Origin of the sequence: Microbacterium sp. 11MF, assembly GCF_000383475.1 — a bacterium.
In the GTDB taxonomy this organism is placed as follows: domain Bacteria; phylum Actinomycetota; class Actinomycetes; order Actinomycetales; family Microbacteriaceae; genus Microbacterium; species Microbacterium aquilitoris.
In genome coordinates this window covers 503235-517404 of sequence record NZ_KB911460.1, presented here as the reverse complement: position 1 = coordinate 517404, position 14170 = coordinate 503235, and the positions used below count along the sequence as shown (strand labels likewise).

Here is a 14170-nt window from a genome sequence, read left to right as displayed (position 1 = left end):
CCGAATGCAGGTTCAGCAGCGCATCGGATGCCGGATGGGGCCCGATCGCACCGTTCTCCCTGCACTCGGCACGCGCAGCGCCGCGGCGCCGCCGGCGTCAGGCGTCGAGCGCCTGCTGGATGTCGGCGAGCAGGTCGTCGATGTCCTCGATGCCGACCGACAGCCGGACGACCTCGACCGGCACGGCCGCCTCGGTGCCGCGCACCGAGGCGTGCGTCATCGCGTCGGGGTAGTTCACGAGCGACTCGACGCCGCCGAGCGACTCGGCCAGCGTGAACAACCGCAGCGACTCGGCGAAGCGCCGCGCCGCCTCGCCCGATTCGAGGGCGAGCGACACGATGCCGCCGAAGCCGGACATCTGCCGCGCCGCGAGCTCGTGCCCCGGGTGCGACGCGAGTCCCGGGTAGTAGACCCGGGCGACGCGGTCGTGTCCGTCGAGGAAGGATGCCACGGCCATGCCGTTCTCACTGTGCCGCTGCATGCGCACCGCGAGCGTCTTGATCCCGCGCGTCGTGAGCCACGCGTCGAGCGGACCCGACACGGCGCCGACGGCGAACTGGATGAAGCCGACCTTCTCGGCCAGCGCGTCGTCGTTCATGACGAGCGCACCGCCGACGACGTCGGAGTGCCCGCCGAGGTACTTGGTGGTCGAGTGCACGACGACATCGGCGCCGTGCGAGAGGGGGCGCTGCAGCGCGGGCGTCGCGAAGGTGTTGTCGACGACGACCAGCGCATCGACGGAGTGTCCGACCTCGGCGAGGCCGGCGATGTCGGTGATGCGCAGCAGCGGGTTGGACGGCGTCTCGACCCAGAGGATGCGGGGCGCCTTCTCGGCGACGGCGGCGCGGACGGCGTCGAGGTCGCTCATGTCGACGACGCGAAGGGTCACGCCCCAGTCGCCGAGCACGCGGGAGATGAGGCGGAAGGTCCCGCCGTACACGTCGTTGCCGAGGAGCACCTCGTCGCCCGGACGCAGCACCGCGCGGAGCAGCGCGTCCTCGGCCGCGAGGCCCGATGCGAACGACAGCGCGTGCGCGCCGCCCTCGATCGCTGCGAGCTGCGTCTGCAGCGCGGTGCGGGTCGGGTTGCCGCTGCGGCCGTACTCGTACCCGCCGCGGAGCCCGCCGATGCCGTCCTGGGCGTAGGTGGTCGAGAAGTGGACGGGAGGGATGACGGCGCCGGTCGCCTCGTCGGGCTCCTGACCGGCGTGGACGGCGAGGCTCGCGAAGCCGCGAGCGGAGGACTGTGCACTCATGCGAGGCTCCCGGTGGTCTCGGAATCGGTGGTGACGGAGAAGCCGTGGGCGGTCATCCAGTCGTCGTCGTAGATCTTGCTGAGGTAGCCGCGGCCGTGGTCGGGCAGGAGCACGACCAGGACGGCGTCGGCGGGCAGGTCGCGGGCGACGCGGAGGGCCGCCACCACCGCCATGCCCGACGAGCCGCCGACCATGAGCCCTTCTTCGCGGGCCAGCCGACGCGTCATCGCGAACGCTTCGGCGTCGCTCACCCGCTCGTAGGCGTCCACGACGGTCGGGTCGAAGGTCGCGGGCATGAAGTCCTCGCCGACGCCTTCGACGAGGTAGCCGTGGATGTCGCCGCCGGAGTAGATCGATCCCTCCGGATCGGCGCCCACGACGGTGACGCGCCCCGACGACGCCTCTTTGAGGAACCGTCCGGTGCCGCTGATCGTCCCGCCTGTGCCGACACCCGCGACGAAGTGGGTGACGGTTCCGTCGGTGTCGCGCCAGATCTCGGGCCCGGTCGTCTCGTAGTGTCCGCGCGGTCCGTTGAGGTTGGCGAACTGGTTCGGCTTGAACGCGCCGGGGATGGATGCCGCGAGCCGATCCGACACGCTGTAGTACGAGTCGGGGTGCTCGGGCGGCACGCTCGTCGCGGTCATGACGACCTCGGCGCCGTAGGCCTTGAGGACCGCGACTTTCTCACCCGCGAACTTGTCGGGGACGACGAAGATCATCCGATACCCGCGCTGCTGGGCGATGAGGGCGAGGCCGACTCCGGTGTTGCCACTGGTCGGCTCGACGATCGTGGCGCCGGGCTTCAGGTGACCGTCGCGCTCGGCCGCGTCGATGATGTTCCGCGCGATGCGGTCCTTGGCGGAGCTGCCCGGGTTGAAGTACTCGACCTTGGCGAGGACCGTGGCTTCGATGCCTTCGGTGACCTTGTTCAAGCGGACGAGCGGGGTGTTGCCGACCAGATCGGCGATGGAGGTGGCGTAACGCACGTGTTCTTCCTGACGGGATGCCGCACTCGCAGAGGTGCGGTCGCTGTGTGGGGTCGCGGATGTCGCCGGGGAACCGGCGGTCAGAGACGACAACAGCGAAGGGTCAGCACCCGATCAGAATAGCGGACGCCCGGCATCCGCGGCGGGCGTCATCTGACGCAACAGAACGAAAGCTTCGGACACACGACCCTCGTCCCGCCCGCGCGAACGTAGGTTCGTTGTATGACGTCTCCCGCACACGCCGCATCGGACGACCGGGCCGCCTCCGGATTCACGGAGTCGCTCTCGCCCGAGGAGTTCAAGGCCGTCTTCCGCGGGCATCCCGGCGGCGTCGCCGTCATCACGGCTGATGCGGGGGACGGACCGGTCGCTCTCACGGCGACCTCGGTGTCCTCCGTCAGCGCAGATCCGCCGCTGCTGATCTTCTCGGTGTCGGCGCAGTCGTCGGCCGCTCCCGTTCTGGCCGCCGCCGAGACCATCGTCGTCCACCTGCTGGACGCCGATGACCTGCGGGTCGCCGAGGTGGGTGCGACGAGTGGGATCGACCGCTTCGCGGAGCTGCCCTGGTCACGTCTGGTCACCGGTGAGCCCGTGTATCACGGGGTTCGCGCGTGGGTCCGGTGCGCCGTCATCGACCGGATGGATGCCGGGGGCTCGACCGTCATCGCCGCGCACGCCGTGCAGGCAAACATCGCCCGCGACTCCGAGGCACCGCTCGTCTATCACAACCGGACCTGGCACCGGTTGGGTCCCGACACCGCCCTCTGAGGGAGCGGCTCGCGCGGGATCAGGAACGTCGCGCGAGGTCGTCCAGTGCGGCAGCGATCCGGCGGATCGTCTCGGCGGTGGTCTTCGCTTCGCCTTCATCCAGGCTGTCGATGACCGACACCACGGCCGCATGGTGCGCACCGTAGACCTCGTCGACGAGATCGTTGGCCGACTCCGTCGGCATCAGATAGTGGGCGCGCCGGTCGGTCGGGTGCTGCTCGCGCGTCACATACCCCTTGCCCACCAGGCGCTCGATCACGTTCGTAACCGTCGCACTCGAGGTGCCGAGCATGACGATCAGGTCCTTAGGGCTGATCTCCCGCTCTTCCCGTCGAGCCTGGACGAGGTACCGGAGAGCGGCGAGGTCGATCCCGCCGAGTCCGGAGATCCGCTGCGAGCGGTCCGCCTGGACCTGCTCGGCATGGCGGAGCTCGAGGATGGCGCTACTGAGTAGGCGTCCGGCCTCGGTGTGGGGCTGCGAGGCATACAGATGCGTGTGCTCATGTCGAACGATGGACTGAGGCATGTCAACTCCTCGGCTCGTGAAGGGTGTCGAACATCATCCGATCGCCGCCCGAGCCTCAGCCGCATCCGGATACTTCCCGACGAACCCTCCGGCGTGATCTCGGGTGATCCAGCCTGCGGGGCTCTGCTCGACGGTTCCGAGGAACCGTCCGTCGGTGTTGCCGACCCAGAAGCCCGCCTCGACCTCGTGCCACGCCGCGATCTTCTCGCTGACGTCCACGGAGCCGTACGAGTCGAGCACCTCCATCGACTTCACCACCTTACATGTCCGAATCTGTGACAGTTCTTGTCCTTCTCGAAATCAATGATAGACATGAGTTGTGAAATCCACTAGATCTATTGTTTAGCTAGTAATCCAGGAACGGACAGATGACACCCTCACCCGCACACCCCATCCCGGCGCCCTTCGCCTCGATCGGTGTCGCTCTCATCCCCGAGCAGCGCACGGGCTGGTGGGCGTCCCTCGTCACATCCCTTTCACGGCCGCGAGCGCACCGCACGACGGCGCAGCCCGCACACCACTGACCACAGCACCCCGAACCCACCAGGAGAACGTCATGGGAAGCCTCTACTACGGGAACGTCGAATCCCCCATCGTCATGCCCGACCGCATCCTCGCCCACCTCGCCGCGATCGCGACGACCAAGTTGCGCCGGAGTGAGAGCTTCGTCGTGTCCTGGAAGGGAACCGGCGACAACGGCGAGGGCCGCACAACGCTCTGGTTCCAGCCGGCCATCCCGCTGCGTTTCGTTTACGAGCAGTCGGCTGCGGTCGCGCTGAACCCTGCGACGCTGCGGGAGATGGCCGACCAGGCCACGTCGAACGGCGGCCTCGTCCTCGACGCGGATCTGGACATCCCCGAGATCGGCGCCGCACGCACCGAGGCGCGTCGGCCGGTGGTCGCCGCGTGAGCCACCCCGATCTCAGCGACGAGGCCGACGCCTACGAGGACGCCCTCGCCGCCGATTTCACCGAGCGCTTCGGGACTCCTCCGCTGTTGGTCTGACCGTTCTCCGAGCACACGAACTCGTGCCGCCCCTCCGCCGTTCCCCCCACGGCGTCGACGGGGCGGCATGTTTCGTTACGGGAGGCGACGCGGGGACCCTCGCGTCAGGCGCCGGGGTCGCCCTCGCCCGCATCTGCAGGCTCCGGAACCAGGTGCAGACCCGCCGGCGAGTTCGCCGCGTACATGAGGGCCTCCGACCACGCGCGGTTGATGCGCGACTGCCGGCTTCCGTAGTACTTGAAGACCAGGGATGCGTGCGGGTGCAGCCACACGGAAGTGCGGCCCTCGCCGATGCTCTTGTCGTCGCGCCACGTGAAATGGAAGGACTCGCCACGACGCAGCTTGTTGCCGATCACCTGCTGCAGGTGTGCCAGCGTGCGGTCCTCGAAGTCCACCTTGATGGAGTCCTCATAGATGAACTTGCCCACGTCAGCCCCTTCGTCGTGTCATCTCGGTATCGAAACGACGTCTCCCATTATGGTGTCCCCATGGGCCTGATCTACTACGGCGGCTCGGCGATGCCCATCCGCATCGAGGACCGCGCACTCGCGCATCTTAAAGTGGTGGTCGCGACCAAGCTCCGCCGTTCGGAGAGCTTCACTGTGTCGTGGCAGCACCCCGACGACTCTCCCCGAGGACGGACGACGATCTGGCTGCATCCCGCGATCCCGCTCAGGTTCGTGTTCGACCACGCGGAACCGCCGACGCTGAACCGCGAATGGATAGAGGAGCTGGCGGCATCCGCCAATTCCTCGGGTGGGATTCAGCTGCCGGCGCGGATGTTCGATGAGGACAGCGGGCCCGACGTCACGGAGTGAAGTGCCCCTCGGCGGCGGCCTCGGGCTCGGACTCGTCCGGGATCGGGATGAGAGCGATGGGGACGCCGGGCGAGATGAGCAGGTGAGCCGGACGAGGAGCGCCCTCGCCGTCGTTCACCACGATCCATCCGTGGCCCGCGTCGAGCGCCGCAGCCACCTGCGCCGAGAAGGTCTCGAAGGACTCCTCGCCGATGCTGTACAGCGTCCCCCCGTAGTGCACGTCGATGCGCTTCACCATGCCACGCTCTCCTGTTCCGCCTCTGCGGGTTCCGGGACGATGTACAGACCGGACGGGGAGTTCGCGACGGCGGCGAGCGCGTCCACCCAAGCGAGGTTCAGCGGCGCGCGCTGACCTCTGTAGAACTTGAAGACGAGCGTGCACCGCGGGTGCAGCCAGATGCTGGTGCGGCCGTCCCCGATCGCGGCGTCGTCCTTCCACGTGAAGTGGAAGGACTCGCCGCGACGGAGCTTCGACATGATGACCACCTGGAGGTGGGCCAGCGCACGGTCGTCGAAGTCGACCTTCAGCGTGCCGTCGTAGATGAACTTCCCCACCGGGCGGTCACCGGGGCGAACGGTTCTCGGCGCTGATCATCCACGCGAACTGCTCGAGGCTCTCGAGGATACTGTGGAGGATGTCGGCGCTCGTCGGGTCCTCGTCGTCGACGTCGTCGTGGACGTCGCGGCAGGTGCCGATGACGGCCTCGAGGCGCTCGGTGACGAGGTCGATGACGTCGGAGGTCAGGACCTCGCCGTGCGGGAACTCTGGAAGCGTCGTGGTCTCGGCCACCGTGTCGCTTCGGCCGTCGGGAACGGCGTGCAGGGCGCGCATGCGCTCCGCAATCGTGTCGCTGAACTCCCGCGCGGCGTCGATGATCTCGTCGAGCTGGAGGTGCGTGTCGCGGAAGTTCTTCCCGACGACGTTCCAGTGCGCCTGCTTGCCCTGGATCGACAGCTCGAGGAGGTCGACGAGAACGGCCTGCAGGTTGTCGCTGAGCTTCTGGGAGGCGGTGAACCCGCGCTCGGCGTTCTGCTCTTCGGTCAGCTGTGCGCCCGACTTGCCGGGGCGGCGCTTGTTGCGGGTGGCGGGCTTCGTCTGAGTGGTCGTCATGGGACGGCTCCCCTTCTGTCGCGGAACGTGGATGCCTCCCACGCTAGGACGAAGGCGGCCACGAGGTCATCGGGTTGCGCGGCCCGGGAGGCGGTGATATCCCCGGAGCTCACGCTCCCGGCTCACTCCTCGATGCGAGCGAGCGCGGCGGCCATCTCGTCGTCGGACAGTGACAGACCCGCGTCCGTGAGCCGCTGTGCGAGGACGTTCCGCGGATCGACGCCGTCGTGTCCCTGCAGGTCGGCTCGGGTCTGGGCGATGATGCCGTCGAGCTTCTGCCCGGCATCCGCGGGGTTCACCGACATGGCGGGCTCTGCCTGTACGGCGTCGCCGGCGCGGCCGGCATCCTGTGCATCACTCATGGCGTCAGTGTGCTCGTCTTCGCGGGCGCGGTCATCCCCTTGACCGGGCGCGACGACCCGGATAGGTCTCAGGAATGCGGTGAGCGCTCCGGATGGATCGTGGGCCCGCGCCACTTCGGGGAGAACCCCTCGACCTCGAAATCGTCGTACGCCGCCACGACGGCTTCGGTGGGAGGGTCCCGTGGTTCGGGCACCGGGATCAGCGCGATGGGGACACCCGGCGTGATGAAGAGGTAGGCGGGGCTCGCGCTTCCGACGCCGTCATTGACGGCCAGCCAGTGCTGGCCGTCGCGGGCGCCCTCTTGGATCTCGCGATGGACGTCGTCGAGCGTCCGGTTCGCGACGCTGTACCACTGCCCGCCGTACGAGATGTCGATGCGTCCCATCGGTTCTCCTCGGCTGCAATCGGTCTCGACATCCACCATCTGTCGTGGCGTCGCGCGTGTCACGTCCTTGACATGTTCGGGTGCCGCCGTTTAGAGCGCCGCCAGGGGCGGGCGGTGCGCGATCGGCTTCGGCTTGGCGCGGCGCGGAGCGCAGGCCGCGACGTGTCGGGCTGCATCGATCAGAAGCTGGTCCATGTCCGCGAACCACGCGCTCCCCGAGCCGCCGTGGACCCACGTCACGTCGAACCCGGCGGGGTCCGCCGCCTCGACGTAGGCGATGACGCTGGCGGCGTCGGAGCTGTCGACGCGGGAGTCGCAGAGGCGCCATGCCGTCGGCGACAAGGGTTGCAGGATCAGCTGATGGACGGGATCGGCACTCATGGCGCACCTCCGAGGTGTGGTGTCCGCGATCGTCGTTGATCGCCGGGGTGAGGTCTTCACTCGCCCCTCACCCTCACTCGCGCTCGTCGGACGGGTGAGGGGCTTGACACCGAGAGGACCCCAAGTTAGCCGGAGCGGGTAGCAGAACGACGCCTCGCGCGTCAATGCCCCCCTTCCGGAACCGGCACCCCGATTACCGTGATCACCGCAAGGTAAGTAGGCGGATGGTCGAGACGAGAGGTGTTCGGGTCACCGATCCTTTCCCACGCTTATGAGGGGCCCCGGCGATCGGGCTTATCGCCGGGGCCCGACCTTTGCAAGGCCCCCGGCTCGATGGCATCCGCGCCCTACGTTGACACGAACGAGAGGAGCACCCATGACCGAGCACGAGGCCGCACCCGAGTCCGATTCCTCGCTCCCCGGCGGGAATCTGCCGGACGAGGACCCCATCGAGGCCGTATCCAAGGCTGTCCGCAACGACGAGCCGGTTCCCATCGAACAGATCGAGCCCGGGGTGGACCCCGACTCGGCCGATTCCAGTCGATCGCTCAACCGCACCGGCGACTGAGTTCGCCAGCGCCCGACGCGTCAGCCCAGCTCGACGCGTTGCGCGTACTCGTTGGCGCGGGTGGCGACGTCGTTGATGTATCGCGTCAGCGGGTTGTAGGTGAAGACGGCATCCCGCCAGGCCCTCTCGGTGCCGAGCGGCCCGGACCGGCACAGATACCGGGCAGCGGCGAGGGCCGCGTCGTCGATGTTGTTGGGGTCGCGGACGCCGTCCGCGTCGCCGTCCGCGCCCCAGCGCCGCCACGTCTCGGGGATGAACTGCAGCGGGCCGACGGCACGGTCCCACTGGTCGTCGCCGTCGAGAGCGCCGCCGTCGGTGTCCTCGATCGCAGCAACGCCGTCACCAGTGAGCCGCGGCCCGAGGATGCGAGGCGCGACGAGGCCGCGCTTGGTCAGCGTCGCCCCGCCGTAGGAACCGTGCCGGGACTCCACCCAGCCGATCCCCGCGAGGGTGTTCCAGGCGATGTCGCACGATGGCTGCTCGTGCGCGACGGTCAGGTCGGCCGCCGCGTAGGCGATGACCGCACGACGCGGGATGCCGGTGGCCGCCGCCACCTCGTCGGCCCACGCTCCGTCGACGAGATCGACGGCGGCAGCCCGTGAGGGGTTCGCCCCGACCACAGCGACAGCAGGCGGGGGTGCCACCGCCCAGCGGGACGACACGGGCGGCAGGGGCGGCTCAGCGGGCTCGGCGGCCTGCGGGGGCGTGGAGGGCAGGCAAGCGGCGAGGAGCACCACGACCGCCGCAGGGGCGACGCCCAGCCCGACGGCGAGCGCTGCGGAACGTCGTCGCGCGCGCGCAGCCGGAGCCTTGCGACGTGCCGCCATCTGCGTCCTCCCCCCCCCCCCCCCCCCCCCCCCCCCCCCCCCCCGTCGACTGCCCGCACCACGCTAACCCGCGCCGGTGGAGATCCGCTGGGGCCGAAGCCGCACCGGACCCGGTGAGGGATGCCGAGGAGCGAGGCGTCGCGTCAGCGACGGGATGCCGGGACGGCCGCCGCGCGCGCGATCCGGAACACGACCACGGCCGCCGCGACCCACGGCCCCACGACCAGGACGGGGTCGAGCCAGGCGTGCTTCACGTCGACGCGGCCTCGTCCGAACCTCGACGCGATCGGATGCCGTCCGCGTTCGCCGAACACCCCCGACTGTGTCACCGGGTCGTCGGGACGCCGCGAGAACAGCGACCTCATGTGCGCGCCGGCCGACTCGACGCGGTCGCCCAGGATCAGCAGCATCCAGTGCGGAGTCTGCCCCTCGCTGTAGCGCGTATAGGCGACCCGCCGGATGAGGCCCGAGAGCCCGTGGAGGGGCTGCGCGGTACCGAACACGGGCGTGAGGCGTTCGTGCTCGAGCGATCGCTCGCGACCGGCGCCGTGCGGCTGTTGCTCGGGGACGCGCCAGTGCGCACCGGTGTCGATCCCGGGTTGCTCGCGGGGGAAAGCGGGACGATCCGCCGGGTCGAGATCTGCACCCCACCCCGGGATGCGGCGACGCAGGTCGTCGGGATCGGGGGTATGGCCGGGCTTGTCTGCGGTGTACGGCATGATTCCTCCTCGGATGCGGGTCAGGCGCCGAACGTGATGACGGGCTTGACGATGCCGTCGAGCTTGGATGAGAACACGTGGTAGCCCTCGGCGATGTCGTCGAGGTCGAAGCGGTGGGTGATCAACTCGCGAGGAGCGATGTGTCCCGCTCGGATGTGTTCGAGCAACCGCGGCCACTGACGCTTGACCGGCGCCTGGTTGGCACGGATGGTGAGCCCCTTGTTCATGGCGTCGCCGACCTTGACGGCGCTGAACAGCGGGCCGTACGCACCCATCACCGAGATGGTGCCGCCCTTGCGGACGGCGTCGATCGCCCAGTTGAGGGCGATGGGAGAACCGCCCTGCAGTTTCAGCTTGGCGGCGGTCACGTGCTGCACGACGTGCCCGTCGGCCTCGGCGCCCACGGCATCGATGACCGAGTCGGCGCCGAGTCCGTCGGTCATCTTCTTGAGGGTCAGGACGATGTCATCGACCTGACCGAAGTGCACGGTCTCGGCGAACGCGAAGGCGCGCGCCTTCTCGAGGCGGTAGTCGATGTGGTCGACGACGATGACGCGTCCGGCACCCATCAGCCAGCACGAGCGAGCGGCGGCGAGGCCGACGGGTCCCGCACCCAGCACCACGACGGTGTCGCCCTCAACGATGTCGGCGAGCTGCGAACCGAAGTAGCCGGTCGAGAAGGCGTCGGTCAGCAGGAGCGCATCCTCGGAGGCGATGTCGTCGGGGATCACCTGGGGGCCGACGTCGGCGAAGGGCACCCGGACGAGCTCGGCTTGACCGCCGTCGAATCCGCCGGTCGAGTGGGAGTAGCCGTAGATGCCACCGATCGCCGTGGCGTTCGCGTTGACGTTGTGGCAGTTCGAATACAGCCCGCGCGCACAGAAGAAGCACGAGCCGCAGTAGATGTTGAAAGGGACCATGACCCGGTCGCCCGGCTTCAGGTTCTGTACCGACGACCCGACCTCCTCCACCCGACCGATGAACTCGTGCCCGAAGGTGTGCCCGATCCGCGTGTCGGGCATCATGCCGTGGTACAGGTGCAGGTCGGAACCACAGATCGACGCCAGTTCGACGCGCACGATGGCGTCGTTCGGGTGCGCGATCACGGGATCGGGCTTGCGGTCGACGCGGATCTTGTACGGTCCGCGATAGGTCATCGCCTTCATCGGTCCTCCTCAGGTTCCGGGCGAGCCTGGTCGCCGGGAACGCGAGGAGGGAGGGGGTTGCGCCGCCCGCGCCGACGTGTCAGCCCGCGGCGGGCCCGCCGAGCTCGAAGCGGTACCCCATGCCCGCCTCGGTGAGGATGTGACGCGGATGCGCCGGATCCTCCTCGAGCTTGCGGCGCAGCTGCGACACGTACAGGCGCAGGTACCCTGTGTCGCTCACGTGCTCGCTCCCCCAGATCGAGGTCAGGATCGTCTGGCGGGTGACGAGCTTGCCGGGGTTGCGCAGCAGGATCTCGAGCAGCTGCCATTCGGTCGGAGTGAGCCGCACGCGCTCGGTCTGACCACCGGTGGTCTTCATGACGCTGCGCGCCGCCAGGTCGACGGAGATCGATCCGAACTCCGTCACCGGATCGGGCTCCTGCTGCGGGGCGCGACGGGTCAGGGCCCGGATGCGCGCCAGGAGCTCGTCGATCGAGAACGGCTTCGTGACGTAGTCGTCCGCACCGGCATCGAGCGCGTCGACCTTGTCGGCCGCGCCCGTGCGTCCCGACACGACGAGGATGGGCGCATCGGACCAGCCGCGGATCGCGTGGATCACCTCGATGCCGTCGAGCTCCGGCATCCCGAGGTCGAGCAGGAAGATGTCGGGGTGGTGATCGACGGCCGCCGAGATTGCCTGCGCGCCGTCGGCGGCGGTGAACACCTCGTAGCCGCGCGCCGACAGGGTGATGCGGAGCGCTCGGACGATCTGCGGATCGTCATCGGCGATGAGGATCTTCATGCGGATCCCTCCTCGTCGGCGACCGGCAGCGACACGACCATCGTCAGCCCGCCGCCGGGGGTGTCCTCGGGGGTGAGAGTACCGCCCATGCCCTCGACGAATCCCTTCGACAGCGCGAGGCCGAGACCGAGACCGGTGCTGTTGTCGGTGTCGCCGAGCCGCTGGAACGGCACGAACACGTCGTCGCGGCGCTCGGCGGGGATCCCCGGTCCGTGGTCGATGATCCGGATCTCGGCAACCGCACCGAAACTGCTCGTCGCGACGCGCACCTTGCGCCCCTCGGGCGAATGGCGCAGCGCGTTCGCGAGCAGGTTGACCACCACGCGCTGCAGCAGGACGGGGTCGGCTCGGAGCTCGACATCCGGCTCGAGGTGGATGTCGACGGATGCGGGTCCGGCACCGAGCTCTTCGAGGGCGGGGAGGATGACGTCCGCCGGGTCGATCGTGAGGAGCGAGACCGCGAGGGCCCCGGCCTGCAGCCGGCTGACGTCGAGGAGGTCGGTGACGAGCGCGGCCAGCATACCGAGCGACTCGTCGGCCGTCTGCAGCAGCTCGTTCCGATCGCCCTCGCTGTAGGTGCCGTTGCGGAGCCCGCCCACGGCCGCCGTCGCCGCGGCGAGCGGGCGGCGGAGGTCGTGACTGAGAGCCGACAGGAGGGCGCTGCGGACCCGATCGGATGCCGCGAGGGGAGCGAGCCCGCTCGCGACCTCGGCGAGGTCCTGCTGCTGCAGGGCGGCATCCATCTGGGCGACGATGGCCGACAGGAGGCGGCGTTCCGACGCTCGCAGGTCGTGACCGTGGAGCTCGAGGACGGCGCGCTCCCCCACCGGCACGGCGGTGAATCGGCCGCCGCGGAGGGGCTCACCGCTGGCCGCCAGGATCGTCTCGTCACCGGACGTCCCCCCGCTCGAGGCCGTGCCCGCGACGAGACGCACGCCCGCGAGGCGGAACGCCTCGCGGGTGCGTTCGACGAGGGCCTCGACGGCGCCCGCACCGCGGAGCACGCTTCCTGCCACGGTCTGGAGGAGCTCGGACTCCGCCGCCGCCCGTCGGGCCGCGCGCGTCTGGCGGGCGGCGCGGTCGACGACGACGCTGACGAGGATCGCGATGACGACGTAGAGGGAGAGGGCCAACAGATGCTGCGGCTCGTGCACATGGACGGTGAACAGCGGCTCGACGAAGAAGAAGTCCAGCGTGATCCCGCTGAGCAGCGCCGCCCAGAGGGCCGGCCAGATGCCGCCGACGAGCGCGACGACGACGACCAGCAGCTGGTAGCTCAGCACGTCGCTCGTGATCGACTCGTCCGTGCGGGTGACGAACAGCAGCCACGTGAGGAGCGGCCCCCCGAGGAAGGCGACCGCGAACCCCGCGAGCCGGCGCTTCATCGAGAGCGCACCGCCCAGCCGCGGCAACGCGAACCTGCCGCCCGCGGCGGAGTGGGTGACGATGTGGACGTCGATGTCGCCGGATTCGCGGATGACGGTGGCGCCGATGCCGGGGCCGGCGACGACCGCGGCGAGCCTGCTGCGACGACTCACGCCGAGGACGAGCTGCGTCGCGTTCACCGACCGGGCGAACTCGACGAGCGCCGTCGGCACGTCGTCGCCGACGACCTGGTGGAACGTGCCGCCGAGCTTCTCGACGAGCGTCCGCTGCTCCGAGAGCGCTCCGGGATCTCCGCCGCGCAATCCGTCGTTGCTCGTGACGTGGACGGCGAGGAGCTGACCCCCGGCCGAGCGGGCGGCGATACGTGCCCCGCGTCGCAGCAGGGTCTCACCCTCGGGCCCACCCGTCAGGGTGACGACCACCCGCTCGCGCGCCTCCCACCTGCTGTCGATGCCGTGCTCGGCGCGGTAGGACGTGAGGGCCTGATCGACCTCGTCCGCCAGCCACAGCAGGGCGAGTTCGCGCAGCGCCGTGAGGTTGCCGAGCCGGAAATAGTTCGACAGGGCGGCATCCACCCGTTCGGCCGGGTACACGAGCCCGCCGGCGAGACGGTCCCGGAGGGCCTGCGGTGCCAGGTCGATGACCTCGACCTGGTCCGCCGTGCGCAGGACCTCATCGGGGACCGTCTCGCGCTGGGGCGCCCCGGTGATCTGGTGGACGACGTCGTTGAGGGACTCGATGTGCTGGATGTTGACGGTCGAGATGACGGAGATCCCGGCATCCAGCAGCTGCCGCACATCCTGCCAGCGCTTCTCGTTCGCCGAACCCGGCGCGTTGGTGTGGGCGAGTTCGTCGACGAGGGCGACACCCGGATGCCGTGCGATCACGGCGTCGAGGTCCATCTCGGTGAGCGTGACACCCCGATGGGTGATCTCTCGGCGCGGCACTTCCTCGAGTCCGTCGGTCATACGCAGGGTCGCGGCCCGGCCGTGGGTCTCTACGACCGCGATGACGACGTCCGAGCCCTCGCCTGCCAGGCGCCGACCCTCCTCGAGCATCGCGTACGTCTTGCCCACGCCGGGAGCCGCGCCCAGCAGGACGCGCAACCGTCCGCGTCCCGCCACT

20 protein-coding genes are annotated in these 14170 nt (G+C 69.5%); 4 read left to right on the top strand and 16 right to left on the bottom strand.

Features of this window, described 5'->3' with window-relative positions:
* Positions 1-97: 97 nt before the first annotated feature.
* Both H286_RS0109440 and H286_RS0109435 read right to left on the bottom strand, forming a co-directional pair.
* Positions 98-1255, bottom strand: coding sequence for a cystathionine gamma-synthase (locus H286_RS0109440; protein WP_020097954.1), 1158 nt, complete (start codon positions 1253-1255; stop codon positions 98-100).
* Positions 1252-2241, bottom strand: coding sequence for a pyridoxal-phosphate dependent enzyme (locus H286_RS0109435; protein WP_020097953.1), 990 nt, complete (start codon positions 2239-2241; stop codon positions 1252-1254). Before H286_RS0109435 ends, H286_RS0109440 begins: the two co-directional genes overlap by 4 nt.
* Before the next feature lie 222 nt (positions 2242-2463).
* Between H286_RS0109435 and H286_RS0109430 the strand changes: the two genes are divergently transcribed.
* Complete coding sequence (locus tag H286_RS0109430) at positions 2464-3009, top strand: flavin reductase family protein (protein WP_020097952.1); 546 nt, start codon at positions 2464-2466, stop codon at positions 3007-3009.
* A 19-nt stretch (positions 3010-3028) separates the two neighbouring features.
* Here H286_RS0109430 and H286_RS0109425 read toward each other — a convergent pair whose 3' ends face one another.
* The gene (locus H286_RS0109425; RefSeq protein ID WP_020097951.1) at positions 3029-3535 is read right to left on the bottom strand and encodes a MarR family winged helix-turn-helix transcriptional regulator; all 507 of its coding nucleotides are present in this window, start codon (positions 3533-3535) and stop codon (positions 3029-3031) included.
* A gap of 33 nt (positions 3536-3568) precedes the next feature.
* Positions 3569-3793, bottom strand: a complete 225-nt coding sequence (locus tag H286_RS0109420) for a hypothetical protein (RefSeq protein WP_028497463.1) — start codon at positions 3791-3793, stop codon at positions 3569-3571.
* A 298-nt stretch (positions 3794-4091) separates the two neighbouring features.
* Between H286_RS0109420 and H286_RS0109415 the strand changes: the two genes are divergently transcribed.
* Positions 4092-4445 carry a DUF7882 family protein gene (locus tag H286_RS0109415; RefSeq protein ID WP_020097949.1) on the top strand — a complete coding sequence of 118 codons (354 nt, stop codon included), beginning with the start codon at positions 4092-4094 and terminating at the stop codon, positions 4443-4445.
* Positions 4446-4644: 199 nt separating this feature from the next.
* On the opposite strand, the gene H286_RS0109405 is transcribed toward H286_RS0109415, so the two are convergent.
* Positions 4645-4968 carry a DUF7882 family protein gene (locus H286_RS0109405; RefSeq protein WP_020097948.1) on the bottom strand — a complete coding sequence of 108 codons (324 nt, stop codon included), beginning with the start codon at positions 4966-4968 and terminating at the stop codon, positions 4645-4647.
* Between the two features lie 60 nt (positions 4969-5028).
* Between H286_RS0109405 and H286_RS0109400 the strand changes: the two genes are divergently transcribed.
* The gene (locus tag H286_RS0109400; RefSeq protein ID WP_018185542.1) at positions 5029-5358 is read left to right on the top strand and encodes a DUF7882 family protein; all 330 of its coding nucleotides are present in this window, start codon (positions 5029-5031) and stop codon (positions 5356-5358) included.
* Here the strand turns inward: H286_RS0109400 and H286_RS0109395 are convergent.
* From H286_RS0109395 to H286_RS0109370, 6 genes are all read right to left on the bottom strand, one after another.
* Complete coding sequence (locus tag H286_RS0109395) at positions 5348-5596, bottom strand: hypothetical protein (RefSeq protein WP_018185543.1); 249 nt, start codon at positions 5594-5596, stop codon at positions 5348-5350. The two genes, H286_RS0109400 and H286_RS0109395, sit on opposite strands and share 11 nt — an antisense overlap.
* A complete protein-coding gene (locus H286_RS0109390) occupies positions 5590-5913 on the bottom strand; it encodes a DUF7882 family protein (protein ID WP_018185544.1) in 324 nt (107 codons plus the stop codon). Before H286_RS0109390 ends, H286_RS0109395 begins: the two co-directional genes overlap by 7 nt.
* Positions 5914-5920: 7 nt before the next feature.
* Positions 5921-6469 (bottom strand): Dps family protein, encoded by a 549-nt coding sequence (locus H286_RS0109385; RefSeq protein WP_018185545.1) that lies wholly within the window; start codon positions 6467-6469, stop codon positions 5921-5923.
* Positions 6470-6591: 122 nt separating this feature from the next.
* The gene (locus H286_RS0109380; RefSeq protein WP_020097947.1) at positions 6592-6831 is read right to left on the bottom strand and encodes a hypothetical protein; all 240 of its coding nucleotides are present in this window, start codon (positions 6829-6831) and stop codon (positions 6592-6594) included.
* A gap of 68 nt (positions 6832-6899) precedes the next feature.
* A complete protein-coding gene (locus H286_RS0109375; RefSeq protein WP_020097946.1) occupies positions 6900-7217 on the bottom strand; it encodes a hypothetical protein in 318 nt (105 codons plus the stop codon).
* A 90-nt stretch (positions 7218-7307) separates the two neighbouring features.
* Positions 7308-7598: a hypothetical protein gene (locus H286_RS0109370; RefSeq protein ID WP_020097945.1), complete on the bottom strand. Its 291-nt coding sequence runs from the start codon at positions 7596-7598 to the stop codon at positions 7308-7310.
* Positions 7599-7974: 376 nt separating this feature from the next.
* Between H286_RS0109370 and H286_RS0109365 the strand changes: the two genes are divergently transcribed.
* The gene (locus H286_RS0109365) at positions 7975-8166 is read left to right on the top strand and encodes a hypothetical protein (RefSeq protein ID WP_020097944.1); all 192 of its coding nucleotides are present in this window, start codon (positions 7975-7977) and stop codon (positions 8164-8166) included.
* A gap of 20 nt (positions 8167-8186) precedes the next feature.
* Here H286_RS0109365 and H286_RS0109360 read toward each other — a convergent pair whose 3' ends face one another.
* The 5 genes from H286_RS0109360 to H286_RS0109340 all read right to left on the bottom strand — a co-directional run bounded on the left by H286_RS0109360 (position 8187) and on the right by H286_RS0109340 (position 14169).
* Positions 8187-8993, bottom strand: coding sequence for a lytic transglycosylase domain-containing protein (locus tag H286_RS0109360; protein WP_020097943.1), 807 nt, complete (start codon positions 8991-8993; stop codon positions 8187-8189).
* Between the two features lie 143 nt (positions 8994-9136).
* Positions 9137-9712, bottom strand: a complete 576-nt coding sequence (locus tag H286_RS0109355; RefSeq protein ID WP_020097942.1) for a hypothetical protein — start codon at positions 9710-9712, stop codon at positions 9137-9139.
* A gap of 20 nt (positions 9713-9732) precedes the next feature.
* Positions 9733-10878 carry a zinc-dependent alcohol dehydrogenase gene (locus tag H286_RS0109350; protein ID WP_020097941.1) on the bottom strand — a complete coding sequence of 382 codons (1146 nt, stop codon included), beginning with the start codon at positions 10876-10878 and terminating at the stop codon, positions 9733-9735.
* Between the two features lie 79 nt (positions 10879-10957).
* Positions 10958-11659 carry a response regulator gene (locus H286_RS0109345; protein WP_020097940.1) on the bottom strand — a complete coding sequence of 234 codons (702 nt, stop codon included), beginning with the start codon at positions 11657-11659 and terminating at the stop codon, positions 10958-10960.
* A complete protein-coding gene (locus H286_RS0109340; protein ID WP_020097939.1) occupies positions 11656-14169 on the bottom strand; it encodes a sensor histidine kinase in 2514 nt (837 codons plus the stop codon). Before H286_RS0109340 ends, H286_RS0109345 begins: the two co-directional genes overlap by 4 nt.
* Position 14170: the final 1 nt, after the last annotated feature.

Excerpts from the sequence above, each read along its gene's own strand:
- H286_RS0109395 (WP_018185543.1), bottom strand. The coding sequence starts at position 5,596 with ATGGTGAAGCGCATCGACGTGCACTACGGGGGGACGCTGTACAGCATC.
- H286_RS0109350 (WP_020097941.1), bottom strand. The coding sequence starts at position 10,878 with ATGAAGGCGATGACCTATCGCGGACCGTACAAGATCCGCGTCGACCGC.
- H286_RS0109345 (WP_020097940.1), bottom strand. The coding sequence starts at position 11,659 with ATGAAGATCCTCATCGCCGATGACGATCCGCAGATCGTCCGAGCGCTC.
- H286_RS0109430 (WP_020097952.1), top strand. The coding sequence starts at position 2,464 with ATGACGTCTCCCGCACACGCCGCATCGGACGACCGGGCCGCCTCCGGA.
- H286_RS0109425 (WP_020097951.1), bottom strand. The coding sequence starts at position 3,535 with ATGCCTCAGTCCATCGTTCGACATGAGCACACGCATCTGTATGCCTCG.
- H286_RS0109365 (WP_020097944.1), top strand. The coding sequence starts at position 7,975 with ATGACCGAGCACGAGGCCGCACCCGAGTCCGATTCCTCGCTCCCCGGC.
- H286_RS0109360 (WP_020097943.1), bottom strand. The coding sequence starts at position 8,993 with ATGGCGGCACGTCGCAAGGCTCCGGCTGCGCGCGCGCGACGACGTTCC.
- H286_RS0109400 (WP_018185542.1), top strand. The coding sequence starts at position 5,029 with ATGGGCCTGATCTACTACGGCGGCTCGGCGATGCCCATCCGCATCGAG.
- H286_RS0109385 (WP_018185545.1), bottom strand. The coding sequence starts at position 6,469 with ATGACGACCACTCAGACGAAGCCCGCCACCCGCAACAAGCGCCGCCCC.
- H286_RS0109370 (WP_020097945.1), bottom strand. The coding sequence starts at position 7,598 with ATGAGTGCCGATCCCGTCCATCAGCTGATCCTGCAACCCTTGTCGCCG.
- H286_RS0109440 (WP_020097954.1), bottom strand. The coding sequence starts at position 1,255 with ATGAGTGCACAGTCCTCCGCTCGCGGCTTCGCGAGCCTCGCCGTCCAC.
- H286_RS0109380 (WP_020097947.1), bottom strand. The coding sequence starts at position 6,831 with ATGAGTGATGCACAGGATGCCGGCCGCGCCGGCGACGCCGTACAGGCA.
- H286_RS0109355 (WP_020097942.1), bottom strand. The coding sequence starts at position 9,712 with ATGCCGTACACCGCAGACAAGCCCGGCCATACCCCCGATCCCGACGAC.
- H286_RS0109415 (WP_020097949.1), top strand. The coding sequence starts at position 4,092 with ATGGGAAGCCTCTACTACGGGAACGTCGAATCCCCCATCGTCATGCCC.
- H286_RS0109375 (WP_020097946.1), bottom strand. The coding sequence starts at position 7,217 with ATGGGACGCATCGACATCTCGTACGGCGGGCAGTGGTACAGCGTCGCG.